The organism is Thiothrix nivea DSM 5205, assembly GCF_000260135.1.
Lineage (GTDB): Bacteria > Pseudomonadota > Gammaproteobacteria > Thiotrichales > Thiotrichaceae > Thiothrix > Thiothrix nivea.
In genome coordinates this window covers 1,481,631-1,506,376 of the sequence record NZ_JH651384.1, presented here as the reverse complement: position 1 = coordinate 1,506,376, position 24,746 = coordinate 1,481,631, and the positions used below count along the sequence as shown (strand labels likewise).

Below are 24,746 nucleotides of genomic sequence, written 5' to 3'. Positions count from 1 at the left end.
CAGGTGTTTTTAAGGAAAAGAAGCGTAAAATACTTCTCAAAGCCATGTATTCTTGTCAGTAGACAGGATTATCTCAATAATATGGTTTGAAAACAGACAGGCGGACATTACTATAGTCCCTTTGGTTAGTGTTGATGTGCCCATTGCTGGCACGGGATAGAGGTTCTGATGAGCAAAGATAGACGAGGCGATCATGATAGCGGCAAATTGCTGTACTGCTCTTTCTGCGGAAAAAGCCAGCATGAGGTGCGCAAACTGATTGCGGGGCCTTCGGTCTTCATTTGTGATGAATGTGTCGATTTGTGTAATGACATCATTCAGGAGGAGATGCATGCCGTACAGGGGTCTGACGAACAATCCTCTCTGCCGACACCGCATGAACTCAAGGCCAACCTTGATGAATATGTCATCGGTCAGGAGCTGGCGAAGCGGGTGCTGTCAGTAGCCGTCTACAACCATTACAAGCGCCTTTACAAGAAAGGTGGCAAGGATGATGTCGAGCTGGCCAAAAGCAACATCTTGCTGATCGGGCCGACCGGTAGCGGCAAAACCTTGCTGGCTGAAACCTTGGCGCGCCTATTGAATGTGCCTTTCACCATCGCCGATGCCACCACTCTGACCGAAGCCGGTTACGTGGGCGAGGATGTGGAAAACATCATCCAGAAGCTGCTGCAAAAATGCGATTACGATGTGGAAAAGGCGCAGACCGGTATTGTCTACATCGACGAAATCGACAAGATTTCCCGCAAGGCTGACAACCCCTCCATTACCCGCGATGTGTCTGGTGAAGGTGTGCAACAGGCATTGCTGAAACTGATCGAAGGCACCATTGCCTCGGTACCGCCACAAGGTGGGCGCAAGCATCCGCAGCAGGAGTTCTTACAGGTTGACACCCGCAATATCCTGTTCATCGTCGGCGGGGCGTTTGCCGGTATGGATAGGGTCATCCGCCGCCGCACCGAAAAGGGTAGCATCGGCTTTTCCGCGAAGGTCAAGGCCCCGGATGAAAGCCGTAGTTTTGGCGAAGTCATTCGCGACATCGAGGCCGAAGACCTGGTGCATTATGGGCTGATTCCCGAATTTGTGGGGCGTTTGCCGGTCGTGGCAACCCTGGAAGAGCTGGATGAGGAAGCGCTGGTGCAAATCCTCACCGAGCCACGCAATGCCCTTACCAAGCAATACGCCAAACTGTTTGACATGGAAGGTGCTGAGCTGGTGTTCCGCGACGATGCTCTGCACGCCATTGCCCGCAAGGCCATGGAGCGTAAAACCGGTGCGCGCGGCTTGCGTTCCATCATGGAAAAAATCCTGCTGGATACCATGTATGACCTGCCATCCGAGCAGAATGTCGGCAAGGTAGTGGTGGATGAATCCGTCGTCAAGGGTGAGTCCACACCTTATCTGATCTATGAGAATGTTGAACCGCAGCAGCTGGCTGCCGGCGAATAACATGTGTTGGCGCGTCCGGCTTTCTGCTGGGCGCGTAGTCTCCATCTGCAACAGCGAGTTGTTACCATGGCTAAATCTATCATTGTTCCCGTTCTCCCCCTGCGTGATGTGGTTGTCTACCCGCACATGGTCATTCCCCTGTTCGTGGGGCGGAACAAATCCATCCAGGCGCTTGACATGGCTATGGATGACAACAAGCAAATCCTGCTGGTCGCACAAAAAAGTGCTGAAGTGGATGCGCCGGAACTGGATGATGTGCATACCATGGGAACCCTAGCCACCATCCTGCAATTGTTGAAGCTGCCGGATGGTACCCTGAAAGTGCTGGTGGAGGGTTTGGAGCGTGCCGAAATCATGGCCATTGACAATGCTGGCGACTTTTCGGCAGCCAAGGTGGAAGTTCGCGCCTCCCTGCCGGGTGACCAGCGCAAGGTTGAAGTCCTGAGCCGTTCCCTGATCAGCCTGTTTGAGCAATACGTCAAACTGAATAAAAAGGTTCCACCGGAAATCCTGTCTTCCCTGTCCAGCATTGACGACCCGGTGCGCTTGGCGGACACTATCGCTGCCCATCTGGGGCTGAAAATTGCTGAAAAGCAGAAAATTCTCGAAATGTTGGATGTGGAGGAACGTATCCAGCACTTGATGGAACTGATCGAGGGTGAAATTGACCTGTTGCAGGTGGAAAAGAAAATCCGTGGCCGCGTCAAGCAGCAGATGGAACGTAGCCAGCGTGAGTACTACCTCAATGAACAGATCAAGGCCATCCAGAAAGAGCTGGGCGAACTGGATGAGGGTGCGCCCAATGAGATGGAAGAACTGGCACGCCGGGTGGAAAATGCCGGAATGCCCAAAGACGCCCGCGAAAAGGCCGACGCCGAGCTGAAAAAGCTGAAAATGATGTCACCGATGTCGGCGGAAGCCACGGTGGTGCGTAATTACATTGACTGGCTGGCCAACCTGCCCTGGAAGAAAAAGTCCAAGGTCAACAACAACCTGTCGTCAGCCGAGACGGTGCTGAACGAAGACCATTTCGGCTTGGAAGAGGTCAAGGAACGCATTCTCGAATTCTTGGCCGTGCAGCAGAGGGTCAAGAAGATCAAAGGGCCAATCCTGTGCTTGGTTGGGCCACCGGGGGTGGGCAAAACCTCCCTGGGGCAATCCATTGCCCGCGCCACTGGCCGGAAGTTTACCCGCATGGCACTGGGTGGGGTGCGTGACGAAGCGGAAATCCGTGGTCACCGCCGCACTTATATTGGCTCCTTGCCGGGCAAGATCATCCAGAACCTGTCCAAGGTAGGAACCCGTAACCCGCTGTTCCTGCTGGATGAAATCGATAAGATGTCCACCGATTTCCGTGGTGACCCGTCTTCCGCCCTGCTGGAAGTGTTGGATCCGGAACAGAACCACACCTTTGCCGACCACTACCTGGAAGTCGATTTCGACCTGTCGGATGTCATGTTTGTGGCCACATCCAACAGTATGCGCATTCCGGGGCCGTTGCTGGATCGTATGGAGGTCATCCGCATCCCGGGCTATACCGAAGATGAAAAGCTCAGCATTGCCCGCAATTACCTGATTCCCAAACAGGTCAAGAGCAATGGCCTGAAAAAAGGCGAGTTGAGCATCAGCGACAGCGCGGTGCTGGACATTATCCGCCATTACACCCGCGAAGCCGGGGTGCGTAGCCTGGATCGGGAAATTTCCAAGTTATGCCGCAAGGCGGTCAAGGATCACTTGCTGAACGACAAGAAAAAGACTTCGGTCACACCACGTAACATTGAAAAGTATCTTGGCGTGAAGCGTTTCGATTACGGTCGTGCCGACAGGAGCAACCAGATCGGTCAGGTCACCGGGCTGGCGTGGACTTCCGTAGGTGGCGATCTGCTAACCATTGAAAGCGCGCTGCTGCCGGGTAACGGCATGATCAAGAGCACTGGCCGCTTGGGTGAGGTGATGAAAGAATCCATCCATGCGGCTGAAACCGTGGTCAAGAGCCGCGCCCGTAGCTTGGGTATCACCCGCAAATTCCTGCGCAAGCACAATGTGCATATCCATGTGCCGGAAGGTGCCACGCCTAAGGACGGCCCAAGTGCAGGTATCGGCATGGTAACAGCGATGGTATCGGCCATGACCCGTATCCCGGTCAATGCCGATGTCGCCATGACGGGTGAAATCACCCTGCGCGGTGAAGTGTTGCCCATTGGTGGGCTGAAGGAAAAACTGCTGGCTGCGCACCGTGGCGGCATCAAGTTGGTGCTGATTCCGCGTGAAAACGAAAAGGATTTGGCAGAAGTGCCGGATAACGTCAAGAAGGGCTTGGAGATCAGACCTGTCAAGTGGATCGACGAAGTGCTGGCACTGGCGCTGGAGCGTGCGCCCGAGCCATTGGCTGATGATGAAGACCTCGACGATGATGGGGAAAGCCAGCCGGTGGCGTCTGCACCGGTGACTGAAGAGGAGGACTCCACCCCGGCAAGGCCACATTAATGGTCTACACTTTGTGGTGAAATGCTTCTGTGCGTTTGAAGTCCGTCATTTTGTTGACATATTTTAGATGTCGCTGGTATAACTGTCGGGCGTATCCGCATGGGTGGCTCTGCTGATCTAGGACTGGCAGGAGTGTTTCGGTTTTCCCCAATAATGAATTCATAAGGAAAGTTTCTATGAATAAATCAGAACTGATTGATGCAGTATCAGACAAGTCCGGCTTGACCAAAGCTGACGCTGATCGTGCATTCAAAGCATTCGTCGAGGTTATCAGCGAAGCAATGGCCAAGGGTGACCAAGTTGCCTTGGTAGGTTTCGGCACTTTCCTGGTGCGTGAGCGTCAGGCACGCTCTGGCCGCAACCCGCGTACCGGAGAAACAATTTCTATCGCTTCTGCAAAAATTCCTTCATTTAAGGCTGGCAAAGCTCTGAAGGATGCAGTAAACTAGCGCCCTTTCCAACGACGGGTAGTTAGCTCAGTTGGTAGAGCGTCGCCCTTACAAGGCGAATGTCGGGGGTTCGAGCCCCTCACTACCCACCATCGTTGTTTAAAGTTTATATCGCGGAGCGGTAGTTCAGTTGGTTAGAATACCGGCCTGTCACGCCGGGGGTCGCGGGTTCGAGTCCCGTCCGCTCCGCCAACTCTTTAAAAAAGGATGTCATCAAGACATCCTTTTTACTTGTCTCAAACCATCACGGAGCGGTAGTTCAGTTGGTTAGAATACCGGCCTGTCACGCCGGGGGTCGCGGGTTCGAGTCCCGTCCGCTCCGCCAACTTTTTCCATTTCATCCCCTTGTTTCTTGCTGTATGATTGCGTTTCTGCGTGCGTGGGGCGTGCGCATTATCTATCCATCAACATTACTGACAAAAACATAAAAGACCATGCTGCAATCGATTCATGATAAAGCCAAAGGCTGGATTGCCTATGTTATCGTAGGTTTGATCATCGTTCCATTTGCCTTGTTCGGCATCAACCAATATTTCGAGGGTGGCGGCAAACGCGCAGCTGCTGTTGTCAATGGCGAAGAAATCCTGGTACAGGAAGTCCAGAATGCCCTGTTACAAATGAAGCAGCAGTTCGGTGGCCAGCTGCCTCCGGGTATGGACGAAGCGCTGAAGGGCAGTGCGTTGGAGTCGGTCATTAACCAGGCTCTGATGCGCCAGAAAATCACTGAAGGCGGCTACCGTGCCAGCAACCAGGAAGTGGCGGACGCTATCACCGCTATCGAGGTCTTCCAGAAAGACGGCAAATTTGACAAGGCGACTTACGAAAACTTCCTGAAAATGCAGCGTCGTGACCCGGTGGAATTTGAGTTCCAGGTGCGCAATGATTTGTCGCAGCAGCAACTGCGCAATGCTGTCCAGGCTACGGCCTTTTTGCCCAAGGCGGAAGCCGAGCAATATCAGGCATTGCGTAACCAGCAACGTGAGCTGGAGGTCTTCACCCTGAAAATGGCTGATTTCCAGACGCAAGTACAGATCAGCGATGAACAGATTGCCCAGTATTACGAGCAAAACAAGGCCAGCTACATGACCGACGAAAAAGTTCAGCTGGCTTATCTGGAACTCAACCGTGACGATCTGGCTGCAAAGGTGGCAGTTGATGAAGCCGCCCTGCAAGCCTGGTTTGATGACAATGCCGAGCATTACGCGCAACCGGAAGAGTTTGTTGCCAGCCATATTTTGGTAGGTGTGGATGGCCCCGCCAAAGACGCGGATGCCAAAAAGCGCATTGATGCCCTGTATGCCGACATACAGGCAGGAACCCGCCAGTTTGAAGACATTGCCCGTACTGATTCCGATGACAAGATCGCGGCAGAAAAAGGCGGCCTGATTGGTTCGGTCGTGGCCGGTGACTGGGGGCCGGAATTCGAGAAGGCCGTGTTTGCCCTCAAATCAGGCGAAATGTCAGCCCCGGTCAAAACCGAAGCGGGCTATGAAATCATCCGTGTCAATGAAATCAAGCCTGCCCAGTCCAAAACTCTGGCTGAAGTGCGTGAGGCAGCAGAGAAAGATTACCGTAATGAACTGGCCGAAAAGGAATTTCTGGACAAGGGTGAAACCCTGGGTCGGGTTGCTTATGAGCAGGATGGTGACCTTGCCCCTGCTGCCACGGAAGTGGGTTTGACGGTACAGCAAACTGACTGGCTCAGCCGGATACAGGGTGAAGGCATTGCCGCCAGTGCCAAAGTGCGTGAGGCTGCTTTTGACGATGATGTGCTGAAATCCGGTAAAAATTCCGATGTGCTGGAGCTGGAAGACGGGAAAGCCGCTGTCATCCGTGTTGTCAATCACGAAGCGGCGGCACAGAAACCATTGGATGCGGTGCGCGAAGACATCCGCACGGCGTTGTTGGCGCAGGAAGCACGTAAGCTGACAGCCCAGAAAGGCGAAGACTTGCTGAAGAAACTGTCTGATAGTCAAACTTGGACAACCTTGTCTGAAACCGGTCTGGGGGCAGAATCGGCGGTGGAAAAATTTGGCCTAGTTGGCCGCACGGACAACAAGTTACCACCGGAAGTGCTGGAAAAAGCTTTTGCCATGAACCATCCCGCTGCGGGTAAGTCCAGCTGGACTGGCGTGGCGATGGGCAATGGTGACTATGCTGTTGTCGCCCTTAAATCCGTCAAGGCTGGTGAAGCCAACTTGAGTGCGGATGCAGCTGCTGTGTTTGAGCAAAGTGTTGGTTCACGCGAGCTGGGTGCTTTCCTGCAAGATCTGCGTGACAGCGCTGAAGTGGTCACCCACCCCGAGAACCTGTAAACGGTTAAATGAAAATCCACCTGAAAGCATTGGGATGTCGCCTAAACGAAGCGGAACTGGAGCAATGGTCGCAACAGTTCAGTGCTGGTGGGCATGAAATTGTCGCCAGCGTCCCGGATGCAGACGTGTTGGTACTGAATACCTGTGCTGTCACCAATGAGGCAGCGGGCAAGTCGCGCCGCCTGATGCACCGCCTGTACCGTGAAAACCCTGCCGCCAAGCTGGTGGTGAGCGGCTGTTACGCCAGCCTGCAAACCGATGAAGTGGCGCAGGCGCTCGGGGTCGATCTGGTAGTGCCAAATGCTGACAAAGATCGCCTTCCCCAGACCGTCATGCAGCAATTCGCTTCGCCCATCATGCCCGCGATGGCGACCGAGCCGGGTGAAACGCCCTTGTTCCTGCGTGGTCGGCAACGTGCTTTCATCAAAATTCAGGATGGTTGCCGTTATCGCTGCACTTTCTGTATTGTCACGCTGGCGCGTGGGGAAGAACGCAGCCGCAGTGAAGCCGACATTATTTCCGAAATCAATGGCTTGTATGGGCAGGGTGTACAGGAAATCGTGCTGACCGGCGTACATGTCGGTGGCTATGGCAGCGATACGAGCAGTTCCCTGTATGCGTTGGTGCAAGCCATTCTGCGGGAAACTGACATACCCCGCATCCGCTTTGCCTCGGTTGAGCCGTGGGATTTGCCGGAGGATTTCTTTGCCCTGTTTGCCGATCCGCGTTTGATGCCGCACATGCATTTGCCCCTGCAAAGTGGCGCGGATTCTGTGCTGCGGCGGATGGCGCGGCGTTGCAAGACCGCCGAGTTTGCCCGGCTGGTGGAGCAGGCACGCACTGCCGTAGCGGGGTTCAACGTCACTACCGACATTATCGTCGGTTTTCCCGGCGAAACCGACGAGGAGTGGGAGCAGACGTTGGCTTTTGTGCAGTCTGTCGGGTTTGGTCACCTGCATATTTTCAGCTATTCCGTGCGCGAAGGTACCAAGGCTGCCGGACTACCGGGGCAAGTGGCGGAACCTGTCAAGAAGCAGCGCAGTCAAACCTTGCATGAGATTGGCGAGCTCATGAAGCAGGAATGGCTGCAACAGCAGGTAGGCGGGTATATTCCTGTATTATGGGAATATGGCCGTGAAAGCGGCGACGGACGGCAAACTTATACCGGCTATACACCCAATTACTGCAAGGTAAGTGTGTCTGTGCCAAAGAATAGCCAGCTTGGTAATACGGTTACACCTACCCTGTTGCTGAGCGTGGATGCTGATGGCGTGCTGCAAGGGAGGTTGAGCAATGAAGGTTAAGCACTGGTTGGTAGGTATTTTTCTGTTGATGCTGGGGGTGTTGTTGTCGGGTTGCATCTTTTCATCCGAATCACAGCAGGCGCGTGAAACGACAGAGAAATTCTGGCAGGCGGTGCTGGCTGAAGACATGGATACCGCCAAAGATTTGGTGACATGGGAGAGCGCCCAGTACCTGCAATTCCTTAGCAGCAAAAGTGTGTCTGCCCAGCGTTTTGAAACGGGTGAAATCAAGGTTGAAGGCGGAACTGCTGAAGTTGCCACAGTGCTGTATGGCGGGGAAAAAGGCGATATGGTGATCCCGCTGAGGACTGTCCTGGTCTACGGCAAAGACAATAAATGGCAGGTTGATGTCCAGAAGACGCTGGGTTCCATGGTTAGTGGTGCGATGGGTGCGGTTGTAGACCAGTTGAACCAGTTCATGGAAAACGGGCTAACAGACCTTGACCGTTCCTTGGCCGAAAGTGTTGGTAAATTAAACCAGAATTTGCAGCAGGGCGTTGATAAATTGAAGAAAGAATTGTCCAAACCACCCGCTTCAGAACCTGAAACACCACCGGCAACTATGCCACCACCCTCCAAACAGGCTATTTAAGAATAAAAAATAGTCAATCCTTTGGGTTGGATATCCAATGTGGTGAATTCTTATTGCATTCAGGCAAAATTCAGGCTTATATAGGGTGAATATCCGTATAAAGCCTAAAATCGCCACTCTGTCAGTCATGTACTGGCATGAAAATAAAGGGATGTTATGTTGGCGTCATGCATTTTTAAATGCCCTGATCAACTGCAATGGAAGCCCCGCCATGCCCAAATTAGTCATCAAGCAAGATTTACCGGAACCCTCCACCCAGGAAAAACTGGAAGGTGTATTGCGCCTGGTTTTGCCGGTGTTGTTGCTGGTTGTGACGGCGGCGGTCGCATTATCGCTGTATCTGGTACGTGAGCCGGAAGCCACACAACTGGCTGCACCGGCGAGCAGCGGGTTTGAGCCACCCCCAGTCTATCAGCGGCAGGAAGAGCGCCTGAAGGCCATGGTCAGCGAATTTGACGCGCAGGAACGGGAGGGGGTGGATGGCCATGACAAACACGCCGCCCTGCTGGACAAGGCAAGCCAGATCCTGCAACAGCTGGTGGAAATGGATGGCATTGCCGAAGGTCTCGGCATTGCGGCAAAGGATAAGCAGGTGTTGCTGGCACGCAACCAGTACCAGCAGGATTATTGGGAGGCCAAGCGGGTTTTCCATGATTTGCGTCTTGCACGTTTCATGCAGGCGGCTCCCCCAGCGATAGCCGGTACGGAGCCGGTATCTGCATCCAAATTATCCCCCAGGCAACCGGAGGTAACCGGTGGCGTGGCGGATAATGTTGCCCAGCCGACCAGTACCCCGGTTGGTGCGGCGGAGGCCAAACCTGATCTGCCAGCCGATTTTTGCCCGCTGTTTGGTCCTGGGGCAGCTGCCTGCAAGCCAGGAGCGGATGAGAAAAAGCCGTAACGGGTAACTGGGTGGGTGCAACAGCTCGTGTGGGTGTTTGTTCTCATTCGAGGGAGAGTATGTACTGCCATTCCTGTTCCGTGACCGGCATGACAGACAGGCGGTTACCTTTGCGCACCAATGGCATGTTTTCCAGTTCAGGGTGCTCGCGCAGTTCCTGTAAGCTGATGGTACGGTTTAGCTCGCGTACAAATTTCACATCCACCCGATACCAGCGCGGGTTATTGGGGTCACTTTTGGGGTCGAAATATTTTGCTGCCGGGTCGAAGGCTGTTTTATCCGGGTAGCCACTGGTGGCGACTTCGGCGATGCCGGTAATGCCGGGTACATCGCAGTTGGAGTGGTAGAAAAATATCTGGTCGCCGACTTGCATCTGATCCCGCATCATATTGCGTGCTTGGTAATTGCGCACCCCATCCCACGGCTCGATAACTGCCTTTCGCAGGTGATCAATACCAAATACGTCAGGTTCCGATTTCATCAGCCAGTATTGCATGGTGTTCCTTAGGTGCTTTATTTTGGGGGCGAGCTGGTAATGCTGAAATGCCCGCCGTGAGTGGCCATTTGCTGGTGCAGCCAGGGTGAAATATCTCGCATCTGGTTTTCCAGTAGCCAGGGCGGGTTGATGACAAACATGCCGCTGCCAGTCATGCCAAGGGCATTGCTGTCCGGCAAGGGGCAGAATTCGATTTGTAGGATGTCGGTAATACCGCTGTTTTGTAATGCTGCCGACATTTGCCCGACCCGTGCCCGGCTAATAACGGGATACCATAACAGGTAGGTTCCGGTGGCAAAGCGCTGATGGGCTTTGGCTAGTGTGTCTACAACCCCCTGATAGTCCGTTTTCAGCTCATAGGACGGGTCAATCAGGATAACTGCACGGCGGGCGGGCGGAGGCAGCAGCCCCAGCAACCCCTGTAGCCCATCCTGTTTACAGAATTGGGTGCGCTTGTCCTTACCCAGCAAGCCACCGAGTGCAGCGAAATCTGCGGGGTGTAGTTCAAACAGGCGCAACTGGTCGGTTGGGCGCAGCATTTGCGCCGCAATCCAGGGGGAACCGGGGTATTGCTGTAAATGTGGGTGGGGGTTGAGTTGTTGCAACAGAGACAGGTAGGGGTGCAGGGCAGCGGGAGGGGCATCTGCATCCCATAACAGCTGGATGCCGTGGGCAAACTCGTGGGTTTTCTGCGCTTCCGCACTGCCAAGCTGGTACAGGCCAGCGCCCGCATGGGTATCAATGTACCAGAAAGGCTTGTCTTTACGCAGGTAGTATTCCAGTGTTAACACCAATACAAGATGCTTGAGGACATCCGCATGGTTGCCGGCGTGGAATGCGTGGCGGTAACTGAGCAAACAGCCTCCTATGGAAACGGGAAGAGGCTAGCCTCTTCCCACTTACCGTGTTGCCTTGCCCCTTTAGTGGGCTGAAGTCGGGTCAGGGGCGGTGTTGCCTGCGCTGGCAGCCTCTGTTGCTGCCGTAGCCTCAGGAGCTGGGGTGGCAGGCGTTGTTGCCGCAGTTTCAGCGGTTGTTGTTGCCGTGGCGGCAGATGTTGTGGCTGCCGCTTCGGGAGTTGCCGCTGTCGGGGCTGTTGCTGGTGAAGCCGGGATTGTTGTGGCTTCAGGCGCTGGTGGAGTTGGTGCTGCCGGTGGTGCAGGCGGGATCATGAACGGTGGTAAGCCATTGTTCATGCCGGGTTGCATTCCGGGCGGCGCAACTGGGCGCGGGGAGCGGCGGTAGCGGTTATTGTTGTTCCAGAAAGGCATGTTAGGGCCGTTGTTCCAGGAAGGCCCATTATTCCAGAATGGCATGTCGGGGCCGTTGTTCCAGAAAGGCATAGTGGGGCCGTTACGCCAGGAAGGGCCATTCCCCCAAGAGGGGCCGTTGTTCCAGCCGAATGAGTTGCCGCCCCAGGCAGGGTTGTTGCCCCAGGCAGGGTTGTTGCCCCAGCCCATGTTTGGGTTGCTGCCCCAATAAGGGTTGCTCCCCCAAGAGGGGCCGTTGCCCCAGTTGAAGCCATTACCTGGGCCGTCATTACTGCTCCAGTTCATGTTGGGGCTCCAGTCCCAGTCGAAGCTGTCCATGCTCCAGCCCTTGGCATTTACGCCACCTGCGGCCATGGCCATTACAATGCCTGCAATAATTCTTTTCATGATGCTGCTCCCTATCATTCTTAATTACGTTTAGTGCGCTGAAACGAAAACAGGCCGGATAAACCGGCCTGTTTAGTATAACCCTTTCTGGCAGGATTAGTTAGCAGCTGGGGCAGGCACCGCCATAGGTGCTGGGGCTGCGCCAGGGCCAGGGCCAGGCAGTGAGCCTGGCATTGGTGGCATCATCATCGGGGCTTGCTGCATCGGCATTGGTGCCATCATTGGCGCAGCGCCCATTTGCGGAGCCATCATTGGAGCCTGTTGCATCGGCATTGGAGCGCCCATCATCGGTGCTCCCATCATTGGCGCGCCGCCGTAAGGCATCATGCCAGGGTAGCCGCCACCCATGAATGGCATACCACCGCCGAATGGGCCACCGAAGCTGCCGTAGTCGTCGTCGCCATCCCATTCATTCATGAATTCATCCATCCAGTACATTGGTGTCCACTCTGGCCAATCACTTTCATCGTAGTAAGGGCCGTAAGGGCCCATTTTCCATTCACCATTGTTGCCACCAAAAAAGTCTGCGCTTGCGGTAGCGGACAGAGCCAGCAGGCTCAAACCAACCAGTAATTTTTTCATCTGAATATCTCCTATGCGGTGTAATAGTTTATCAGGACAACCCTGACCATGAAAGCACTATATCAGTATATTCTAATATAGTCTAGTGTTAAACTGAAAAAATCCGTTGTCGGTAACCACTGCATCCAGCGGGACATCCCAGGGTTGCCGAATGAGGTGGACGGTTTGCTGGAACGCATAAGCAAAGCCACACAGGCTGGGGCGTTGCCAGTGGCTTTGCCCCCGTTTAAACGCAAAAGTGCGGTCGTAAAAACCACCACCCATCCCCATGCGGGAACCGTGCCCATCGAATGCTACCAGCGGGGTGATCACAAGATCCAGCCAGCGGGCAGGGCGGCTGTGCCGCCAGTGGGGATAGGGTTCGGGAATCCGGAAGCGGTTCAGGCGTAAGTGGGTATGCTTGTCCCAGCGTACAAACCACAGACGATTGTCACCGAATGGGGATAGCACCGGCAAATACAATTGTTGGCGGGGGTGTGCCAGCTTGCGTAGGAAAGTCGGGTCTGCTTCGCCTTTGACCGGCAGGTAGAGGGCAATATGGCGTGCGTTACGGAACAGCGCCTGGGAGCCGATATGGCCAGCCGCCCTGCGGGAACGGTACTGTTGTTCATGATGGGGCAAGCTTGCCCGTTGTCGGCGGATGGTGCTACGTATCTGCGGGTTGCTCAGGGGGCTGGGGTTCGCTGTTGGCATTCGGGGCTTTCCGGCAAAACTGGAAGGTAACATCTTCCACCCTGATTTCGTCGCCAGGGGCAAGTGTGCGGTTGGCGTGGGCGTTCATGCCTACGTGGCGCATAATATACTGCCCTTGCGAATCTGGCTCAATCAGGAGTTGCCCGGTCGTCAGGTTGCCCAGAACCACCCGTTCCTGAAGCAGGGGGATGATGTAGCCCGCTTTGCGCCCATCCAGCACCTGAAGCCAGACAGTGTGCGTGCTGTCCATCAGCTTCGGGTGCAGGCTGAGGCGTTTCAGTTGTGATTCCAGCCCCAGCTCAGTGCGAAAAACGACCTGATATTTTCCCAACCCGATAACGTCACCGTCTTCCAGCAAGTGGCGGTCAACCAGCAACTGGTTGACGTAAGTGCCATTGGTGCTCTCCAGATCTTCCAGAAAGCAGTCTTCCCGTACCACCGTGATGCGCGCATGGTGGTTGCTGATGGTGCGGTCAGGCAGGGCAATGTCGCTTTTGCTGCTCCGCCCAAAAGTAACGCTTGTCGCCTTGACCGGAAAGCGGCGCAGGATTTGTTTGTCAAGCATTACAATCAGTTGGTTCATGGGTGGGGGTGGCTCCAGTGTTTCAGGCAATGCTCAGGCGTTCACCGACCAGGATTCTGGACGTGCGTTTACTGTTCTGTTTCATCAGTGCCTGCACGCTAACGCCATGCTTTTGGGCAATGGTTTGCAGGGTTTCACCGCGGCGGACAGTATGGGTACGGGTTTTTGCCTTGGCAACCTGGGTAGACTTTTTGCCAGTTTTGGTGGTTGCCAGGCGGTTGTAACCCGAGGACGGTTTACTGGCGTAAACCCGGTCGTTGGCGGCTGCGGGCAGGGCTTCCATAATCTGGATCAGTTGCTGAGCGTTACGGCGCGGCAAGACAATCCGGTTGGAATATTCCGGGGTGGTGATGCCGGTGCGGAAGCAGGGGTTCAGGTTAACCAGGTGGTTTGCATCCAGCCCCGCCATCAGTGCGGTCTTACGCAAGTCAATCGGTTTGTTGATGCGCACTTGCGCCAGCCGCGCACGGTTGGGCGTATCGGCGAGGGTAATGCCGTAACGGGGTGCGTTGCTGATCAGTTCCTTGAAGGCCAGCAGGCGCGGTACGTATTCGCGGGTTTCCTTCGGCAGGTTGGTCAGGTTCCAGAAGTCAGTGGGCAAGCCTTTGGCGCGGTTCCGGGCGATTTCCCGCTCCACGCGCTTTTCCCCGCAATTATAGGCGGCCAGCGACAGTAGCCAGTCGCCATTGAAATCGCGGTTCAGTTTTTGCAGGTAGCTCAGGGCAGCACCGGTGGCGGCGAAGGGATCCATACGCGCATCGTAATATTTTACCTGTTGCAGGCCATAACGGCGGCCGGTGTCGGGGATGAATTGCCACAGCCCTGCCGCGCCAGCATGGGAAAAAACATCCGCGTCAAAAGCACTTTCCACGAACGGTAGCAGGGCAATTTCAGTTGGCATCCCGCGGCGTTCAACTTCATGCACAATCATGTGCAGGAAGACACTGGCGCGTTCAGACAGGAGATTGAGCTGACCCGGTTTACGACCATAGTAATTGACAAACTGCTGTACTTGAGGATGGCGGGCGTAGTGGTTGCTGATCTGGAAACCGTGGAAAACCCTTTCCCAGGTGTCGAAATCTTCGTCGATAGTGGCCTTTTGCTCCTGGTTGTAACTGAGCCGTTGGGATTGGTTGGCCTGGGCATTGCCGTGCAGGGAAGCTTTTTGCAGGACAGCTTTTTTCTGGCTGGTTTTGGTATGCTGGATTCTGCCGGTGGTATTGGTTTGTTGGTCAGGTTTGCCAATGGTGCTGGAACAGCCTGAGCCGGTGAAAACTGCAACAACAGATATTGCGATGAACGCATACTTGCTTATTGTTATCATTATTTAGACCCCAGTAACCTGTTATTCTTAGCCCGATCCAGGCGCGTTGTTATAATGTTTGCGCGGATCGCCGGAGAGCATACATGCTATCCATAAGTTAATTTAATTTTAAAAGCTGCTGCGAATATAATACGTCTCATGTCTTTGAACAAGGAAAAATCGCTGAACGTTGCCTCCAGAACATCCATGCCCCCGATGGGAGTCAAGGTTTGCAGGGATTGGTACGCCACCCCGGCGGGACAGGCAGCTCTGGCGAGGGTGCAGTCCGTGGTGGGCAGGATGACAGCGGACATTTTTGGTTACCACGCGCTGGAAACCGGCGTGCTGGCTGGGCAGAACACGTTTTTACAGGAGTCGCGGATTGCCCACCAGATTGCCTTGGGCGTGGCGGCGGGTGAGAACGGCAGCGTTGTCGGCACACCCGAACAGTTGCCGTTTGCCTTCAGCAATATTGATCTGGTCATTGCCAGCCATGCACTGGATTGTACCGGCCAACCCCATCAGGTGCTGCGTGAAATTGAGCGTGTGCTGGTGCCGGAGGGGCATTGCATCCTGGTTGGTTTCAACCCCTTCAGTTTCAAGGGCGTAGGGCGGCTGCGCCACCTGCATAACTGGGATGCGCAACCCTGCCACTTTTACTCGACTTTCCGTGTGCGTGACTGGTTGAGCGTATTAGGGTTTGATGTGCGCGAAACGGTTTCCGCCGGTTTCTGTCCGGTGCTGGGGGGCAACTACCTGTTCCAGCGCACCCGCTGGTTGGATCATCTGGGGGAAAAGTTCCATTTCATGACGGGCAATGTTTATATCATCCATGCGCAGAAAAAGGTTTCCAACATGACGCCACTGTTACCTGCACGCAAGGTCAAGCCGCTGCTGAAACCAGGCATGATCGTCAATCCGGGCGCGGGGCGCGTTTCCCGTCAGGAGCCAGACAATGCCAAATAATGATGTGGTTAACATTTTTACTGATGGCGCTTGCCGGGGGAACCCGGGGCCGGGCGGTTGGGGTGCTTTATTGCGCTACAATGGCCGTGAGCGCGAGTTGTATGGCTATCAGCCTGAAACCACCAATAACCAGATGGAACTGATGGCGGCGATACAGGCACTGGAGACTTTGACCCGCCCGTGCGCGGTAAGTCTGACCACCGATTCCCAGTACGTCCGCCAGGGCATTACCGAGTGGGTGGCGGGCTGGAAACGCAAGGGTTGGAAAACTGCCGCAGGCAAGCCGGTCAAAAACAAGGAGCTATGGCAGCGTCTGGATGCAGCCGCAGCCCGGCATCAGGTCAGCTGGCACTGGGTCAAGGGTCACAGCGGCCATGACGAAAACGAACGGGTAGACCAGCTAGCCAACAAAGCTATCGACGAGAAAAAAGTGTATGAGCAATAACAGTCGCCAGATCATCCTCGATACGGAAACGACTGGTATCGATCCCAAGGAAGGCCACCGCATCATCGAAATCGGCTGCGTGGAAATGATTAATCGCCGTCTGACCGGCAACAATTTCCACCAATACCTGCAACCTGACCGGGAAATTGATGCCGAAGCCATTGAGGTGCATGGCATCACCAACGAGTTTCTTGCCGACAAGCCTCGTTTCGAGGAAATTGCCGAAGACCTGCTGGCCTATCTCAACGGGGCGGAACTGATTATCCATAACGCACCGTTCGATATCGGCTTCATCAACAATGAACTGCAACTGGTTGACCCGCGCAGCAAGCCGGTTACCGATTATTGTTCGGTGACGGATACGCTGGTGATGGCACGGCAGATGTTCCCCGGCCAGCGGGCTAGCCTGGATGCGTTATGCAAGCGTTACGAAATCAATAATGCCCACCGTACCCTGCATGGCGCTTTGCTCGACTCCGAGATTCTGGCAGATGTTTACCTGGCAATGACCGGGGGTCAGGTCAGCCTGTTGCTGGGTGGGGATGCGGAAAATGCAGGCCAATCTGCCGCCGGTGGAGGTGGCATCCGCCGCATAGCCATCGACACCAGCCGTTTGCGTGTTATCAGCGCCAGCGAAAAAGAGCTGGCGGCGCACGCAGAACGTGTCGCCGCCATTACCAAATCAGCCGGTAAATGCCTGTTCGCCGGTGAAGCTTAAAAGTTGAAGGTTGCGCCGACGTAGATCATGTCAGTATCAGTTTTGACGCTGCGCAGGTCGGTGAAATTCCGGTTGTCATCCAGATGTAGGAACTGTTCGCCCTTGCCGGTGTTGAAGTAACGGTCCCAACCCATCCGCACGCTCCAGTTATTGCCGAGTTCGTGTTCGACGCCGACACCCAGGGTAGGGCTAATGCCCCGGTCGGTTGTCTTGTAGGTTTCATTGATGCCATCAAGGTTGGTGTAGTCCATGCTGTTTTTGTTTTCCCAGGCGAATGCGCCTACTTTGCCGAAGACGGCTGTCTTCCTGCTCACGCGGCGGTTGGCCTTGGCGCTGACGCCAATGCCCCGGGTTTTTTGCCGGGCTTTGGCAAATTCGGCACGGCCACCGGGGACGCCATTTTCAGGGCGGTACATGTCGAGTGAATAGGTGTCCCCGAGGTTGGCGTATTCACCTTCGACCGAAAATGTGCTGGTCAGGTTGGCACCGCCGTAAATTTTGTGAACTTTAGTTGCGCCGCTGCTTTTTTTGTTGACGGTGAACTGGGAGTCCCCGCACGGCGGGCAAAACTGGGTTTCATTGGCGTTGTTCTGGCCTTTGCCGAGAGCGCCACCGATGTAATAGGGCGAGTAGCCTGCTTCGGCTATACCGGAGCCTACGAGGGCTGCGATCCCGGCATTAATTGCAATGAATTTTTTCATGGGGTTGGATTCCAGTAGATATACGTTATAAATATATTTTCTAGTTTTTTGTATTCTACGGCTGAAAATGCAGATTAAGCGGATAAGCAAAAGATAAACGGGCGTGGATGGCAGACGGGCTGGAATGTGCTTCCAGCCGCCTGTTGATGGTAGGTGTGCTTGCTTAAAAACGTGATATGGGCTGCTAAGGTTGTCGCTTCATCAGGGCTTCAATAGCGCTGATTTCTTTCACCACATCACGGCTAAGCACGTCATTGCCATCTGTTGTTACCAGTACGTCGTCCTCAATGCGGATGCCGATGTTCCACCATTTGGGGTCGATGCCTTCGGCTTCGGAAATGTACAGCCCCGGTTCCACCGTCAGTACCATGCCGGGTTGCAGTACCCGCCAGTCGTCATCACCAACGCCGGTCTTGTAGTCGCCCACGTCGTGCACGTCCATACCCAGCCAGTGGCCGGTCTTGTGCATGTAGAACTGGCGGTAGGCTTCTTCCTTCGGCTCCTCGCCTTCGGCCACTTCCGGCTTCTGCATGACTTCCTCCAGTGTGCCGGAGAGGATGCCCAGCTCCAGCAAGCCTTGCACCAGCACTTTCACCGCTGCTTGATGGGGGTGATCCCAAGTATTGCCGGGGATGGCGGCGGCGATGGCAGCTTGCTGTGCATCCAGTACCAGCTGATACAAGGCGCGCTGTTCGGGGCTGAACTTGCCATTGACCGGGAATGTACGGGTAATGTCGCTGGCGTAGCATTCGTGTTCTGCCCCGGCATCAATCAGCAGCAGGTCGCCGCCCTTCAGTTCATCACGGTTTTCGATGTAGTGTAGGATACAGGCATTTTTGCCACCACCGACAATGGAGGTGTAGGCCGTATCCATGCCCTGCTGGCGGAAGGTGTGCAACAGTTCCGCCTCGACCTCGTATTCGTACATACCCGGCTGGCATACCTGCATGGCGCGGGTGTGGGCGCGGGCGGAGGTCTGCGCGGCGAAACGCATGACGGCAATTTCAGCCTCCGATTTGAACAGGCGCATGTCGTGCACGATGCGGTCGAGCATGACGATGGAATGCGGTGCGCGGACACCGGCACGCGCTTTCATGCGCAAGTGGTTGACCCACTGGATGATGCGCTGGTCAAAAGCGCTGTTCACACCCAAGTCGTAATGTACCTGATCACGCCCGGTGAGCAGTTCCGGCATCAGCTTGTTGAGTACGCTGATCGGGTGGGCGTCGTCCGCCCCGTGCCAGTGTTTGGCTCCCTCGGTTCCAGCGCGGATGCCTGTCCAGCGTTCTTCCTTGTCGTTTTTCTCGCGGCAGAACAGCACGTATTCACCTTTTTCCCTGCCTGGCGCGAACACAGCCACCGCCTCCGGCTCGTTAAACCCGGTTAGGTAGTGGAAATCGCTATCCTGACGGAACGGATATTCGGCGTCGCGGTTACGCACCTTAAGGCTGCCGGATGGCACTACCGCAATCGCGTCCTTGCCCAGCCGGTCGAGCAGGCGGCGGCGGCGGGCAGCAAATTCTTCTTTGGGTATCACGGGTTTTTGCATGTCATTCCCCTAATGCACTTGTGGTGCTGCCTTCAGCGGCTGCATTTCTTCATTCATCATCAGCACACCAACCCGTAGGTATTCGGTGATTTCGGCCAATGCGTTTTCGGATTCTTCCTCGTCATTCAGGTCGAACTCGCCGGAAGAGCCAATATTGACCACATCCAGCGCCCATTCGCGCGAGTCGGCGGGCAGCTTGCGCATATCCTTCACCCCAGCCAGCGTCAGGCCGTAACTGAAACCCTGACACCATTCCTGTATCGCTTCCAGACGGTCTGGCAACTCATCGTCTTCGGGCAGGAATAAGTCGAAGCCCATTTCTGCATCATTCAACTGCAAGCGGGTGGAGGTAAACAATTCCCGCAGCAGTGTACGTGCCTCCTGTACGTAAAAATCCCGTGGGTCGCCATCCAGCACCTCGGCCAGCCATGCATCATGGCTGGCGGCTTGGTTCACCACCAGCATTCCGCAGCATACGCCATGAATTTCTGCGCTGGAAAGGGTCACCTCCGCATGGCCCAGCGCCCGCTCCAGCGCTACATAATCCGGCAACTTGTCACTCAAAACACAATCCTCTGTTGCAAAACGCTATTATGAGAGCATTGACCTACTTTCGCACTCTTTACTACCATTGTCACATGAACACACAAACTCCTGATTTGACGCTACAACAGCAGATCAACGCCATCGAGGAACGCATGGGGCGTTTGCTTGGCTTGGTCGAAAAACTTGCCACTGAAAACAGTGAGTTGAAAAAACAGGAGAAATCCCTCGTGCGGGAATGCCAGGAGTTGCGCAACCGCAATGAAAAAGCCGGCAACCAGCTTGAAGCCATGATCCATCGCCTGAAAAGCCAGTCAATCGAGGCATAAAATACATGGACAAAAACATCAAGCCTGTCAATATCCGCATCCTCGACAAGGATTACATGGTTGCCTGCCCGGCAGGTGAGCAACATGCTCTGTTGGCGTCAGCCCAACGGGTGGATAAGGAAATGCGCCGCATCCGCGATACCGGCAAAGTGGTCGGGACTGACCGCATCGCCGTGATGGTGGCACTCAACCTCGCCCACGAGCTGATGCACAGCAAGCACAACCATGCTGCCGACACCGAAACCCTTGAGCAATTGCAAAAATTGCAACAACGGTTGGACAATGTGTTGGGAAAGCACAAATCCTGAATATTTGTCAATTCTTCCCCCAACCAGATAATTGTAATAGTATGGGATTCAAGGACACACAACTGGGGAACCCGTGAGAGGATGGGTATAATCCTTGAGCCTAATTTCTTACCCCGGGAGTAGTTGTAACAGCTTGGTGTGCATGACCGCATGACGGTAAGCCTGAAAACTGTTCGCTGCACCCACTTGAACCATTGGTTCAAGGTCGAAGTCTTCCACGATTCTTTGGGGTGTGTCCCACCTTCCTTTGGTTCGGGTATTCTGCTCTTTTCTGCTAACGCTGCCCGTTTCGTCCTGCTATAGTCTGGAAGCAGGAGGAATCAAATATGCCAATTATCAAACCTGTATCTGCCGCGATGCTTGCGGTCGCCATGGCTGCGCCTTGGTGTTTGCCTGTAACCCATGCCGCAGAGGAGGCTGAAGCCAGCGAACAGGCCGGGCAACAAAGCCATCGTCTGGTTATCCAGGTCAATTCCGACAGCATGGATGCCCAGGATCATGTGCTTTCCAACATCGTCAATCTGCAAAAGCACTATGGGTTGGACAACATCGAAATCGAAGTGGTGGCCTACGGCCCCGGCATCTGGCTGGTGACGGACAAAAGCAACTTCGCCGGGCGGGTAGAAAGCCTGATGATGCAGAATGTGGTGTTCACCGCTTGCGGCAATACCATGGATACGGTGGAGGCCAAAAGCGGCGTGCGTCCAACCCTACTGGACGGGGTGGAAACCACCAAGGCGGGGATTGCGCGGATTATTGAGTTACAGGAACAGGGCTGGAGTTACCTTAGCCCGTAAGGCAAGCCGGATAGGTGCAGTCTGCGCCCGTACAGTTGCAGGCGGTGGTGGCGGATTGCAGGATCAGCTCAGGCATCAGGCTGGAAACGCCGAGGTAGGGTGCCATGCGAATCTGGATGTTGGGGTGTTCGCGCTGTTTTTCCCGCACCAGTTCCGGTACGTCATTGACAACGTGGCGGCCTGCGGACAGGAAGAATGGCATGATGGTGACGCTGGTTGCACCTTGGTTTATGCACTGCTGGATACCATTCGGGATGGAAGGTTCGGCCAGTTCGAGGAAAGCGCTGCTGACGTGGCTGTAGGTGTCGCCGGATTGCGCGGCGACCTTACGGGCGAGGGCGCGGATTTCGTCGTTGGATTCGGGGCGGCGGCTGCCGTGGGCAATGATCAGCAGGGCTTGCATAAGGCTTCCTTGGTAAACCGGTTTTGGTTGTATTGTAGGGCAAGCCAACGGGATTACCAATCACGCTATCTGCGTCAGGGGTTTGTGGCGGGCAGCGCGCAGATAGTACTGCCGGGTTATTTCCCCCACTTTTGCCACTGGGCTAGAATGCGCCCAGCGCAAACATGAGGAGAACCACATGCCACAACTGAAAGCCCTGTTATTCGATGTCGATGGCACGCTTGCCGATACGGAACGTGATGGTCACCGCCCCGCCTTCAATAAGGCATTCCGGGAAGCCGGGTTGGATTGGGACTGGACGGTGGAACTTTATGCCGATTTGCTGACCGTTACCGGCGGCAAGGAGCGCATCCGCTATTTCCTGGAAAAATACTTGCCGGAATTCACGCCGGAAGAGGGCATTGCTGAATTTGCGGCGCGGATGCACAAGCGCAAGACCCATTTCTATCTGGCAATGTTGCAGGCGGGGGAGATCCCGTTGCGCACTGGCGTTGCCCGTTTGCTGGATGAAGCCCGCGCCGCCGGTTTGCGTCTTGGCATTGCCACCACCACTACACCGGAAAATGTGACGTATTTGCTGAAAGCGACCCTGGGTGAGGAATCCATCGGCTGGTTTGAGTGCATTGCGGCTGGTGATATTGTGCCTGCGAAAAAGCCCGCGCCGGACATTTACCTGTACGCGATGGAAATGATGGGCTTGCAGCCGGAAGAGTGCCTGGCGTTTGAAGATTCGGAGAATGGCATCCGCTCATCGCTAGCGGCAAACCTGAAAACCATCGTGACAGTGAATGATTACACCCGTGACCATGATTTCAGTGAGGCGGCACTGGTGCTTGACCAGTTTGGCGAGCCGGAAATGCCGTTTACCGTGTTGGGGGGTGACGCAGGCGATTATACCTGCGTCACCGTGCCACTACTGCAACAGGTGTTTAACCAAGATGGCCTTTCCAGAAAGCCTGCTGGAAGTTGAATATCTGTTGCGGATTTAGCATGAAGAAGCGGTTCTGCATCATGGATGGGAATGCGCCATTCGTCTGTGACCCGCCACGGTTAAATCCTGGGAAGGTGCTGTTGTAGGGGGTATTGCCGCTACCGGTACCGTGTTGCCCAGGTTGCTGGGTTGGTGGTGTCGTTGGCTGATTTTCCTGGTTAGCGGTGGGTGCCACCATTACCTCATCCTGAATGTTCTGGATGTCGGTGTTGCGTTTAATGATGTCCGACAGTTGCAGGTTGTTCAGTTCGCGCAGTTGCTGGCCGCTGAACTGGTTTTCATACCAGAAGCGGTCACCGTCACGCAGGCGGGTAAACTGGTCAACCAGAACAGCGGTGGAAAGCTCACCCACCAGTGAGTCGCCGGTTTCCTTTTCCGCGAGGCCAGCAACCCACAGGTCGACATCGTCCGGGCTGTTATAGACCTGTGCCAGCTTCGCGCCAACGCCATCACGCCAGATGGGGTCGTCGAAACTTTCAATCCGTGACAGGCCCATGGCTTCGCGGGCATCATTATAGCCTGGTAGGCCATGGTCGCGGCCACGCTGGATATTGAGGGAGGCGAGGTCAAAGCCGCCTTCCCCCGGTTGCCCGAACAGGAAGTTGCGCACATCATCCACGATCATGGTATCGACAGCCTGTGCGGTCTGGGTGGCCGCGCCGCGCAGGATCGGGTCGATACCCGCTTCGGATACAGCAGATGGATTGAAGAACGAGTCACGCAAAGCCAGATTGCCTTCCGGGATGGTTTCGCCGTTTTCATCCAGCCTCAGCAAGTTGGGGGAGAGCATGGTGTGGCCGAGACGGTAGATAGCTGCGGCGAATTCGTTGCTGATGGTTGGGTCTACGTTCGGGTCATAGCCTTTGTAGTCTGCAATGGCGTCTTCGCCTACCAACGCGGGCAGGAACTCGTTGTAAGTGATGGCCTGTATCTGGGCAACGTTGGTCTTGCGGGCTTCCTGATAAAGTTGCTCGTCGCTCCACTCAGGATGTTGCTGGGCGAGTTCATCTGCAATCCGGTTATGTTCCCGCACCCACAGGGTGTGCATGGAGGTCAACGCCGGGTTTTCATTGGCGCGCACGTCGCCCGCCATGTATTGGCCGGTTGCGTCTTCTGGCATTAGCTCCCCGCCATTCATGATCATTTTACCGCCTTCATGCGCCCGCAAGCTGTCAGCGGTCGCTTCATCAGAACCGTATACGTTGGAACCGTCGATGAAAGACGTGATGCTGTTGATCTGCTGGCGTTGGCCGTTTGCATCCAGTTCATAGGCGCTGCGGGTAAAGCCCATGGTGGCAGTTCCTGTACCGTTTGGATCAAAGTACGGATCGGGGGACGGGATGGCGATATTTTCGTATTCATCCGCAGTGGTGTGGACGAGGGTAATGTCGTGGTCGAGGAATTGGCCCCAGACCCAGAACATGTCGCTCAGCCCTTTGCTGTTGGTGGTGCTGCCTTCCTGTGCAGAGACGGCATTGCTGACTTCGCGGGGGCTTGGCAGATTGTTGAAGGTGGTTCCACCCGGTTCACGGCTGGTGTCGACTGGCATAATGCGTATTTCAGCCTGATCGGCTGACCCCAGTTCAGGGTTTTTCAGGTTGTTGCCAGTCCCATCGATGCTGCGGTATTCGCCCGGTTTGGGTTTGGTGGGGTTTCCTGTGTTGTTGCCCCAGCAGGATTTGCCGTTGTTCCAGCCACCGTCGTTGCCCCAGCCGGAGTTGCCGTTGTTCCAGCCACCGTCGTTGCCCCAGCCGGAGTTGCCGTTGTTCCAGCCACCGTCGTTGCCCCAGCCGGAGTTGCCGTTGTTCCAGCCACCGTCGTTGCCCCAGCCGGAGTTGCCGTTGTTCCAGCCAGTGTTGGTGTTACTACTGCCGGAATTGTTGTCCGCAGGTTTGTTATAACCGGTGTTGGTGTTGCCACCGGATCCGTTGCCAGAGCCTTTACCTTCAAACTGTCCTAACAGGCCCTGGATCATGTTCATTATTTCTTCGGAGCCTTGGCCGAAACCACCGTTGTAGCTTCCCTGCTTGTTTAGCGAGGAATTGTTCTGGGTGGTGGTGTTGCGGGTGCTCCCATTGCTGCTACCCGTGCTGGTAGCTTGCCCGTAGCGTGAGCCTTGGCTCAGGGCGCGATTGTCAATGGTTTGCATAGTTGAGTCCTTGTCGATTATTCCATGAGAAAATTCAG

General features: G+C 55.1%; 26 protein-coding genes, 3 tRNA genes and 1 other RNA gene. 18 read left to right on the top strand and 12 right to left on the bottom strand.

Features of this window, described 5'->3' with window-relative positions:
- Positions 1 to 168 precede the first annotated feature (168 nt).
- The 10 genes from clpX (at position 169) to THINI_RS07670 (ending at position 9,497) form a co-directional block, all read left to right on the top strand.
- Positions 169 to 1,449 carry an ATP-dependent Clp protease ATP-binding subunit ClpX gene (gene clpX / locus THINI_RS07715; RefSeq protein ID WP_002708068.1) on the top strand — a complete coding sequence of 427 codons (1,281 nt, stop codon included), beginning with the start codon at positions 169 to 171 and terminating at the stop codon, positions 1,447 to 1,449.
- Between the two features lie 66 nt (positions 1,450 to 1,515).
- The gene (gene lon / locus THINI_RS07710; protein WP_002708067.1) at positions 1,516 to 3,936 is read left to right on the top strand and encodes an endopeptidase La; all 2,421 of its coding nucleotides are present in this window, start codon (positions 1,516 to 1,518) and stop codon (positions 3,934 to 3,936) included.
- Between the two features lie 161 nt (positions 3,937 to 4,097).
- Positions 4,098 to 4,385 carry an HU family DNA-binding protein gene (locus THINI_RS07705; protein WP_281054695.1) on the top strand — a complete coding sequence of 96 codons (288 nt, stop codon included), beginning with the start codon at positions 4,098 to 4,100 and terminating at the stop codon, positions 4,383 to 4,385.
- A gap of 16 nt (positions 4,386 to 4,401) precedes the next feature.
- A tRNA-Val gene (locus THINI_RS07700) sits at positions 4,402 to 4,477 on the top strand.
- A gap of 23 nt (positions 4,478 to 4,500) precedes the next feature.
- A tRNA-Asp gene (locus tag THINI_RS07695) sits at positions 4,501 to 4,577 on the top strand.
- Between the two features lie 56 nt (positions 4,578 to 4,633).
- Positions 4,634 to 4,710 (top strand) — tRNA-Asp (locus THINI_RS07690).
- 109 nt (positions 4,711 to 4,819) lie between these two features.
- Positions 4,820 to 6,700, top strand: coding sequence for a SurA N-terminal domain-containing protein (locus tag THINI_RS07685; RefSeq protein WP_002708065.1), 1,881 nt, complete (start codon positions 4,820 to 4,822; stop codon positions 6,698 to 6,700).
- 8 nt (positions 6,701 to 6,708) lie between these two features.
- Positions 6,709 to 8,004, top strand: a complete 1,296-nt coding sequence (gene mtaB, locus THINI_RS07680; RefSeq protein WP_002708064.1) for a tRNA (N(6)-L-threonylcarbamoyladenosine(37)-C(2))-methylthiotransferase MtaB — start codon at positions 6,709 to 6,711, stop codon at positions 8,002 to 8,004.
- On the top strand, positions 7,994 to 8,596 hold the full coding sequence (locus THINI_RS07675; RefSeq protein WP_002708063.1) for a hypothetical protein: 603 nt from the start codon (positions 7,994 to 7,996) through the stop codon (positions 8,594 to 8,596). Before mtaB ends, THINI_RS07675 begins: the two co-directional genes overlap by 11 nt.
- A gap of 211 nt (positions 8,597 to 8,807) precedes the next feature.
- On the top strand, positions 8,808 to 9,497 hold the full coding sequence (locus THINI_RS07670) for a hypothetical protein (RefSeq protein ID WP_002708062.1): 690 nt from the start codon (positions 8,808 to 8,810) through the stop codon (positions 9,495 to 9,497).
- Between the two features lie 43 nt (positions 9,498 to 9,540).
- On the opposite strand, the gene THINI_RS07665 is transcribed toward THINI_RS07670, so the two are convergent.
- From THINI_RS07665 to THINI_RS07635, 7 genes are all read right to left on the bottom strand, one after another.
- Positions 9,541 to 9,993 (bottom strand): EVE domain-containing protein, encoded by a 453-nt coding sequence (locus tag THINI_RS07665; protein WP_002708061.1) that lies wholly within the window; start codon positions 9,991 to 9,993, stop codon positions 9,541 to 9,543.
- A gap of 17 nt (positions 9,994 to 10,010) precedes the next feature.
- Positions 10,011 to 10,850, bottom strand: a complete 840-nt coding sequence (locus THINI_RS07660) for a 23S rRNA (adenine(2030)-N(6))-methyltransferase RlmJ (protein ID WP_002708060.1) — start codon at positions 10,848 to 10,850, stop codon at positions 10,011 to 10,013.
- A gap of 63 nt (positions 10,851 to 10,913) precedes the next feature.
- Positions 10,914 to 11,648, bottom strand: a complete 735-nt coding sequence (locus tag THINI_RS24735; protein ID WP_002708059.1) for a hypothetical protein — start codon at positions 11,646 to 11,648, stop codon at positions 10,914 to 10,916.
- A gap of 96 nt (positions 11,649 to 11,744) precedes the next feature.
- Positions 11,745 to 12,230, bottom strand: a complete 486-nt coding sequence (locus THINI_RS07650) for a hypothetical protein (protein WP_002708058.1) — start codon at positions 12,228 to 12,230, stop codon at positions 11,745 to 11,747.
- 72 nt (positions 12,231 to 12,302) lie between these two features.
- On the bottom strand, positions 12,303 to 12,923 hold the full coding sequence (locus tag THINI_RS07645; RefSeq protein WP_002708057.1) for a 5-formyltetrahydrofolate cyclo-ligase: 621 nt from the start codon (positions 12,921 to 12,923) through the stop codon (positions 12,303 to 12,305).
- Positions 12,877 to 13,506, bottom strand: a complete 630-nt coding sequence (locus THINI_RS23260) for an FHA domain-containing protein (RefSeq protein ID WP_002708056.1) — start codon at positions 13,504 to 13,506, stop codon at positions 12,877 to 12,879. The genes THINI_RS07645 and THINI_RS23260 overlap by 47 nt, the downstream gene beginning before the upstream one ends.
- Before the next feature lie 22 nt (positions 13,507 to 13,528).
- The gene (locus THINI_RS07635; protein ID WP_002708055.1) at positions 13,529 to 14,830 is read right to left on the bottom strand and encodes a transglycosylase SLT domain-containing protein; all 1,302 of its coding nucleotides are present in this window, start codon (positions 14,828 to 14,830) and stop codon (positions 13,529 to 13,531) included.
- Between the two features lie 186 nt (positions 14,831 to 15,016).
- Between THINI_RS07635 and THINI_RS07630 the strand changes: the two genes are divergently transcribed.
- From THINI_RS07630 to dnaQ, 3 genes are read left to right on the top strand one after another with little or no spacing between them, the layout of a single operon-like run.
- Complete coding sequence (locus tag THINI_RS07630) at positions 15,017 to 15,775, top strand: class I SAM-dependent methyltransferase (RefSeq protein ID WP_211206964.1); 759 nt, start codon at positions 15,017 to 15,019, stop codon at positions 15,773 to 15,775.
- Positions 15,765 to 16,220, top strand: coding sequence for a ribonuclease HI (gene rnhA, locus THINI_RS07625; protein ID WP_002708053.1), 456 nt, complete (start codon positions 15,765 to 15,767; stop codon positions 16,218 to 16,220). The genes THINI_RS07630 and rnhA overlap by 11 nt, the downstream gene beginning before the upstream one ends.
- Entirely contained in the window at positions 16,210 to 16,938 is a 729-nt protein-coding gene (gene dnaQ, locus THINI_RS07620; protein ID WP_002708052.1) for a DNA polymerase III subunit epsilon, read from the top strand. The genes rnhA and dnaQ overlap by 11 nt, the downstream gene beginning before the upstream one ends.
- Here the strand turns inward: dnaQ and THINI_RS07615 are convergent.
- The 3 genes from THINI_RS07615 to THINI_RS07605 form a co-directional block, all read right to left on the bottom strand.
- Positions 16,935 to 17,639, bottom strand: a complete 705-nt coding sequence (locus THINI_RS07615) for an outer membrane protein (protein WP_002708051.1) — start codon at positions 17,637 to 17,639, stop codon at positions 16,935 to 16,937. The two genes, dnaQ and THINI_RS07615, sit on opposite strands and share 4 nt — an antisense overlap.
- 184 nt (positions 17,640 to 17,823) lie before the next feature.
- Complete coding sequence (locus tag THINI_RS07610; RefSeq protein WP_002708050.1) at positions 17,824 to 19,188, bottom strand: aminopeptidase P N-terminal domain-containing protein; 1,365 nt, start codon at positions 19,186 to 19,188, stop codon at positions 17,824 to 17,826.
- A 9-nt stretch (positions 19,189 to 19,197) separates the two neighbouring features.
- Entirely contained in the window at positions 19,198 to 19,752 is a 555-nt protein-coding gene (locus tag THINI_RS07605; protein WP_002708049.1) for a UPF0149 family protein, read from the bottom strand.
- A gap of 74 nt (positions 19,753 to 19,826) precedes the next feature.
- Between THINI_RS07605 and THINI_RS07600 the strand changes: the two genes are divergently transcribed.
- The 4 genes from THINI_RS07600 to THINI_RS07590 all read left to right on the top strand — a co-directional run bounded on the left by THINI_RS07600 (position 19,827) and on the right by THINI_RS07590 (position 21,165).
- Positions 19,827 to 20,060, top strand: coding sequence for a hypothetical protein (locus tag THINI_RS07600; protein ID WP_040839244.1), 234 nt, complete (start codon positions 19,827 to 19,829; stop codon positions 20,058 to 20,060).
- A gap of 5 nt (positions 20,061 to 20,065) precedes the next feature.
- Entirely contained in the window at positions 20,066 to 20,368 is a 303-nt protein-coding gene (locus THINI_RS07595; RefSeq protein WP_002708047.1) for a cell division protein ZapA, read from the top strand.
- A 56-nt stretch (positions 20,369 to 20,424) separates the two neighbouring features.
- Positions 20,425 to 20,605, top strand: a non-coding RNA gene (ssrS, locus tag THINI_RS24170) — 6S RNA.
- A gap of 89 nt (positions 20,606 to 20,694) precedes the next feature.
- Positions 20,695 to 21,165, top strand: a complete 471-nt coding sequence (locus THINI_RS07590) for a DsrE family protein (protein ID WP_002708046.1) — start codon at positions 20,695 to 20,697, stop codon at positions 21,163 to 21,165.
- Here THINI_RS07590 and THINI_RS07585 read toward each other — a convergent pair.
- Positions 21,155 to 21,568, bottom strand: a complete 414-nt coding sequence (locus THINI_RS07585) for a sirohydrochlorin chelatase (RefSeq protein WP_002708045.1) — start codon at positions 21,566 to 21,568, stop codon at positions 21,155 to 21,157. The two genes, THINI_RS07590 and THINI_RS07585, sit on opposite strands and share 11 nt — an antisense overlap.
- A 178-nt stretch (positions 21,569 to 21,746) precedes the next feature.
- Here THINI_RS07585 and THINI_RS07580 point away from each other — a divergent pair, with 178 nt between their 5' ends.
- A complete protein-coding gene (locus THINI_RS07580; protein WP_002708044.1) occupies positions 21,747 to 22,538 on the top strand; it encodes an HAD family hydrolase in 792 nt (263 codons plus the stop codon).
- Here the strand turns inward: THINI_RS07580 and THINI_RS07575 are convergent.
- Entirely contained in the window at positions 22,498 to 24,708 is a 2,211-nt protein-coding gene (locus THINI_RS07575; protein WP_002708043.1) for a peroxidase family protein, read from the bottom strand. The two genes, THINI_RS07580 and THINI_RS07575, sit on opposite strands and share 41 nt — an antisense overlap.
- Positions 24,709 to 24,746: the final 38 nt, after the last annotated feature.

Coding starts and splice junctions, on each gene's coding strand:
- THINI_RS07675 (WP_002708063.1), top strand. CDS start 7,994: ATGAAGGTTAAGCACTGGTTGGTAGGTATTTTTCTGTTGATGCTGGGG.
- THINI_RS07575 (WP_002708043.1), bottom strand. CDS start 24,708: ATGCAAACCATTGACAATCGCGCCCTGAGCCAAGGCTCACGCTACGGG.
- THINI_RS07590 (WP_002708046.1), top strand. CDS start 20,695: ATGCCAATTATCAAACCTGTATCTGCCGCGATGCTTGCGGTCGCCATG.
- dnaQ (WP_002708052.1), top strand. CDS start 16,210: ATGAGCAATAACAGTCGCCAGATCATCCTCGATACGGAAACGACTGGT.
- THINI_RS07585 (WP_002708045.1), bottom strand. CDS start 21,568: ATGCAAGCCCTGCTGATCATTGCCCACGGCAGCCGCCGCCCCGAATCC.
- THINI_RS07635 (WP_002708055.1), bottom strand. CDS start 14,830: ATGATAACAATAAGCAAGTATGCGTTCATCGCAATATCTGTTGTTGCA.
- THINI_RS07670 (WP_002708062.1), top strand. CDS start 8,808: ATGCCCAAATTAGTCATCAAGCAAGATTTACCGGAACCCTCCACCCAG.
- THINI_RS24735 (WP_002708059.1), bottom strand. CDS start 11,648: ATGAAAAGAATTATTGCAGGCATTGTAATGGCCATGGCCGCAGGTGGC.
- THINI_RS07650 (WP_002708058.1), bottom strand. CDS start 12,230: ATGAAAAAATTACTGGTTGGTTTGAGCCTGCTGGCTCTGTCCGCTACC.
- THINI_RS07600 (WP_040839244.1), top strand. CDS start 19,827: ATGAACACACAAACTCCTGATTTGACGCTACAACAGCAGATCAACGCC.
- lon (WP_002708067.1), top strand. CDS start 1,516: ATGGCTAAATCTATCATTGTTCCCGTTCTCCCCCTGCGTGATGTGGTT.
- clpX (WP_002708068.1), top strand. CDS start 169: ATGAGCAAAGATAGACGAGGCGATCATGATAGCGGCAAATTGCTGTAC.
- THINI_RS07645 (WP_002708057.1), bottom strand. CDS start 12,923: ATGCCAACAGCGAACCCCAGCCCCCTGAGCAACCCGCAGATACGTAGC.
- THINI_RS07595 (WP_002708047.1), top strand. CDS start 20,066: ATGGACAAAAACATCAAGCCTGTCAATATCCGCATCCTCGACAAGGAT.
- THINI_RS07615 (WP_002708051.1), bottom strand. CDS start 17,639: ATGAAAAAATTCATTGCAATTAATGCCGGGATCGCAGCCCTCGTAGGC.
- THINI_RS23260 (WP_002708056.1), bottom strand. CDS start 13,506: ATGAACCAACTGATTGTAATGCTTGACAAACAAATCCTGCGCCGCTTT.
- THINI_RS07665 (WP_002708061.1), bottom strand. CDS start 9,993: ATGCAATACTGGCTGATGAAATCGGAACCTGACGTATTTGGTATTGAT.
- THINI_RS07580 (WP_002708044.1), top strand. CDS start 21,747: ATGCCACAACTGAAAGCCCTGTTATTCGATGTCGATGGCACGCTTGCC.
- THINI_RS07610 (WP_002708050.1), bottom strand. CDS start 19,188: ATGCAAAAACCCGTGATACCCAAAGAAGAATTTGCTGCCCGCCGCCGC.
- rnhA (WP_002708053.1), top strand. CDS start 15,765: ATGCCAAATAATGATGTGGTTAACATTTTTACTGATGGCGCTTGCCGG.
- THINI_RS07685 (WP_002708065.1), top strand. CDS start 4,820: ATGCTGCAATCGATTCATGATAAAGCCAAAGGCTGGATTGCCTATGTT.
- mtaB (WP_002708064.1), top strand. CDS start 6,709: ATGAAAATCCACCTGAAAGCATTGGGATGTCGCCTAAACGAAGCGGAA.
- THINI_RS07630 (WP_211206964.1), top strand. CDS start 15,017: ATGCCCCCGATGGGAGTCAAGGTTTGCAGGGATTGGTACGCCACCCCG.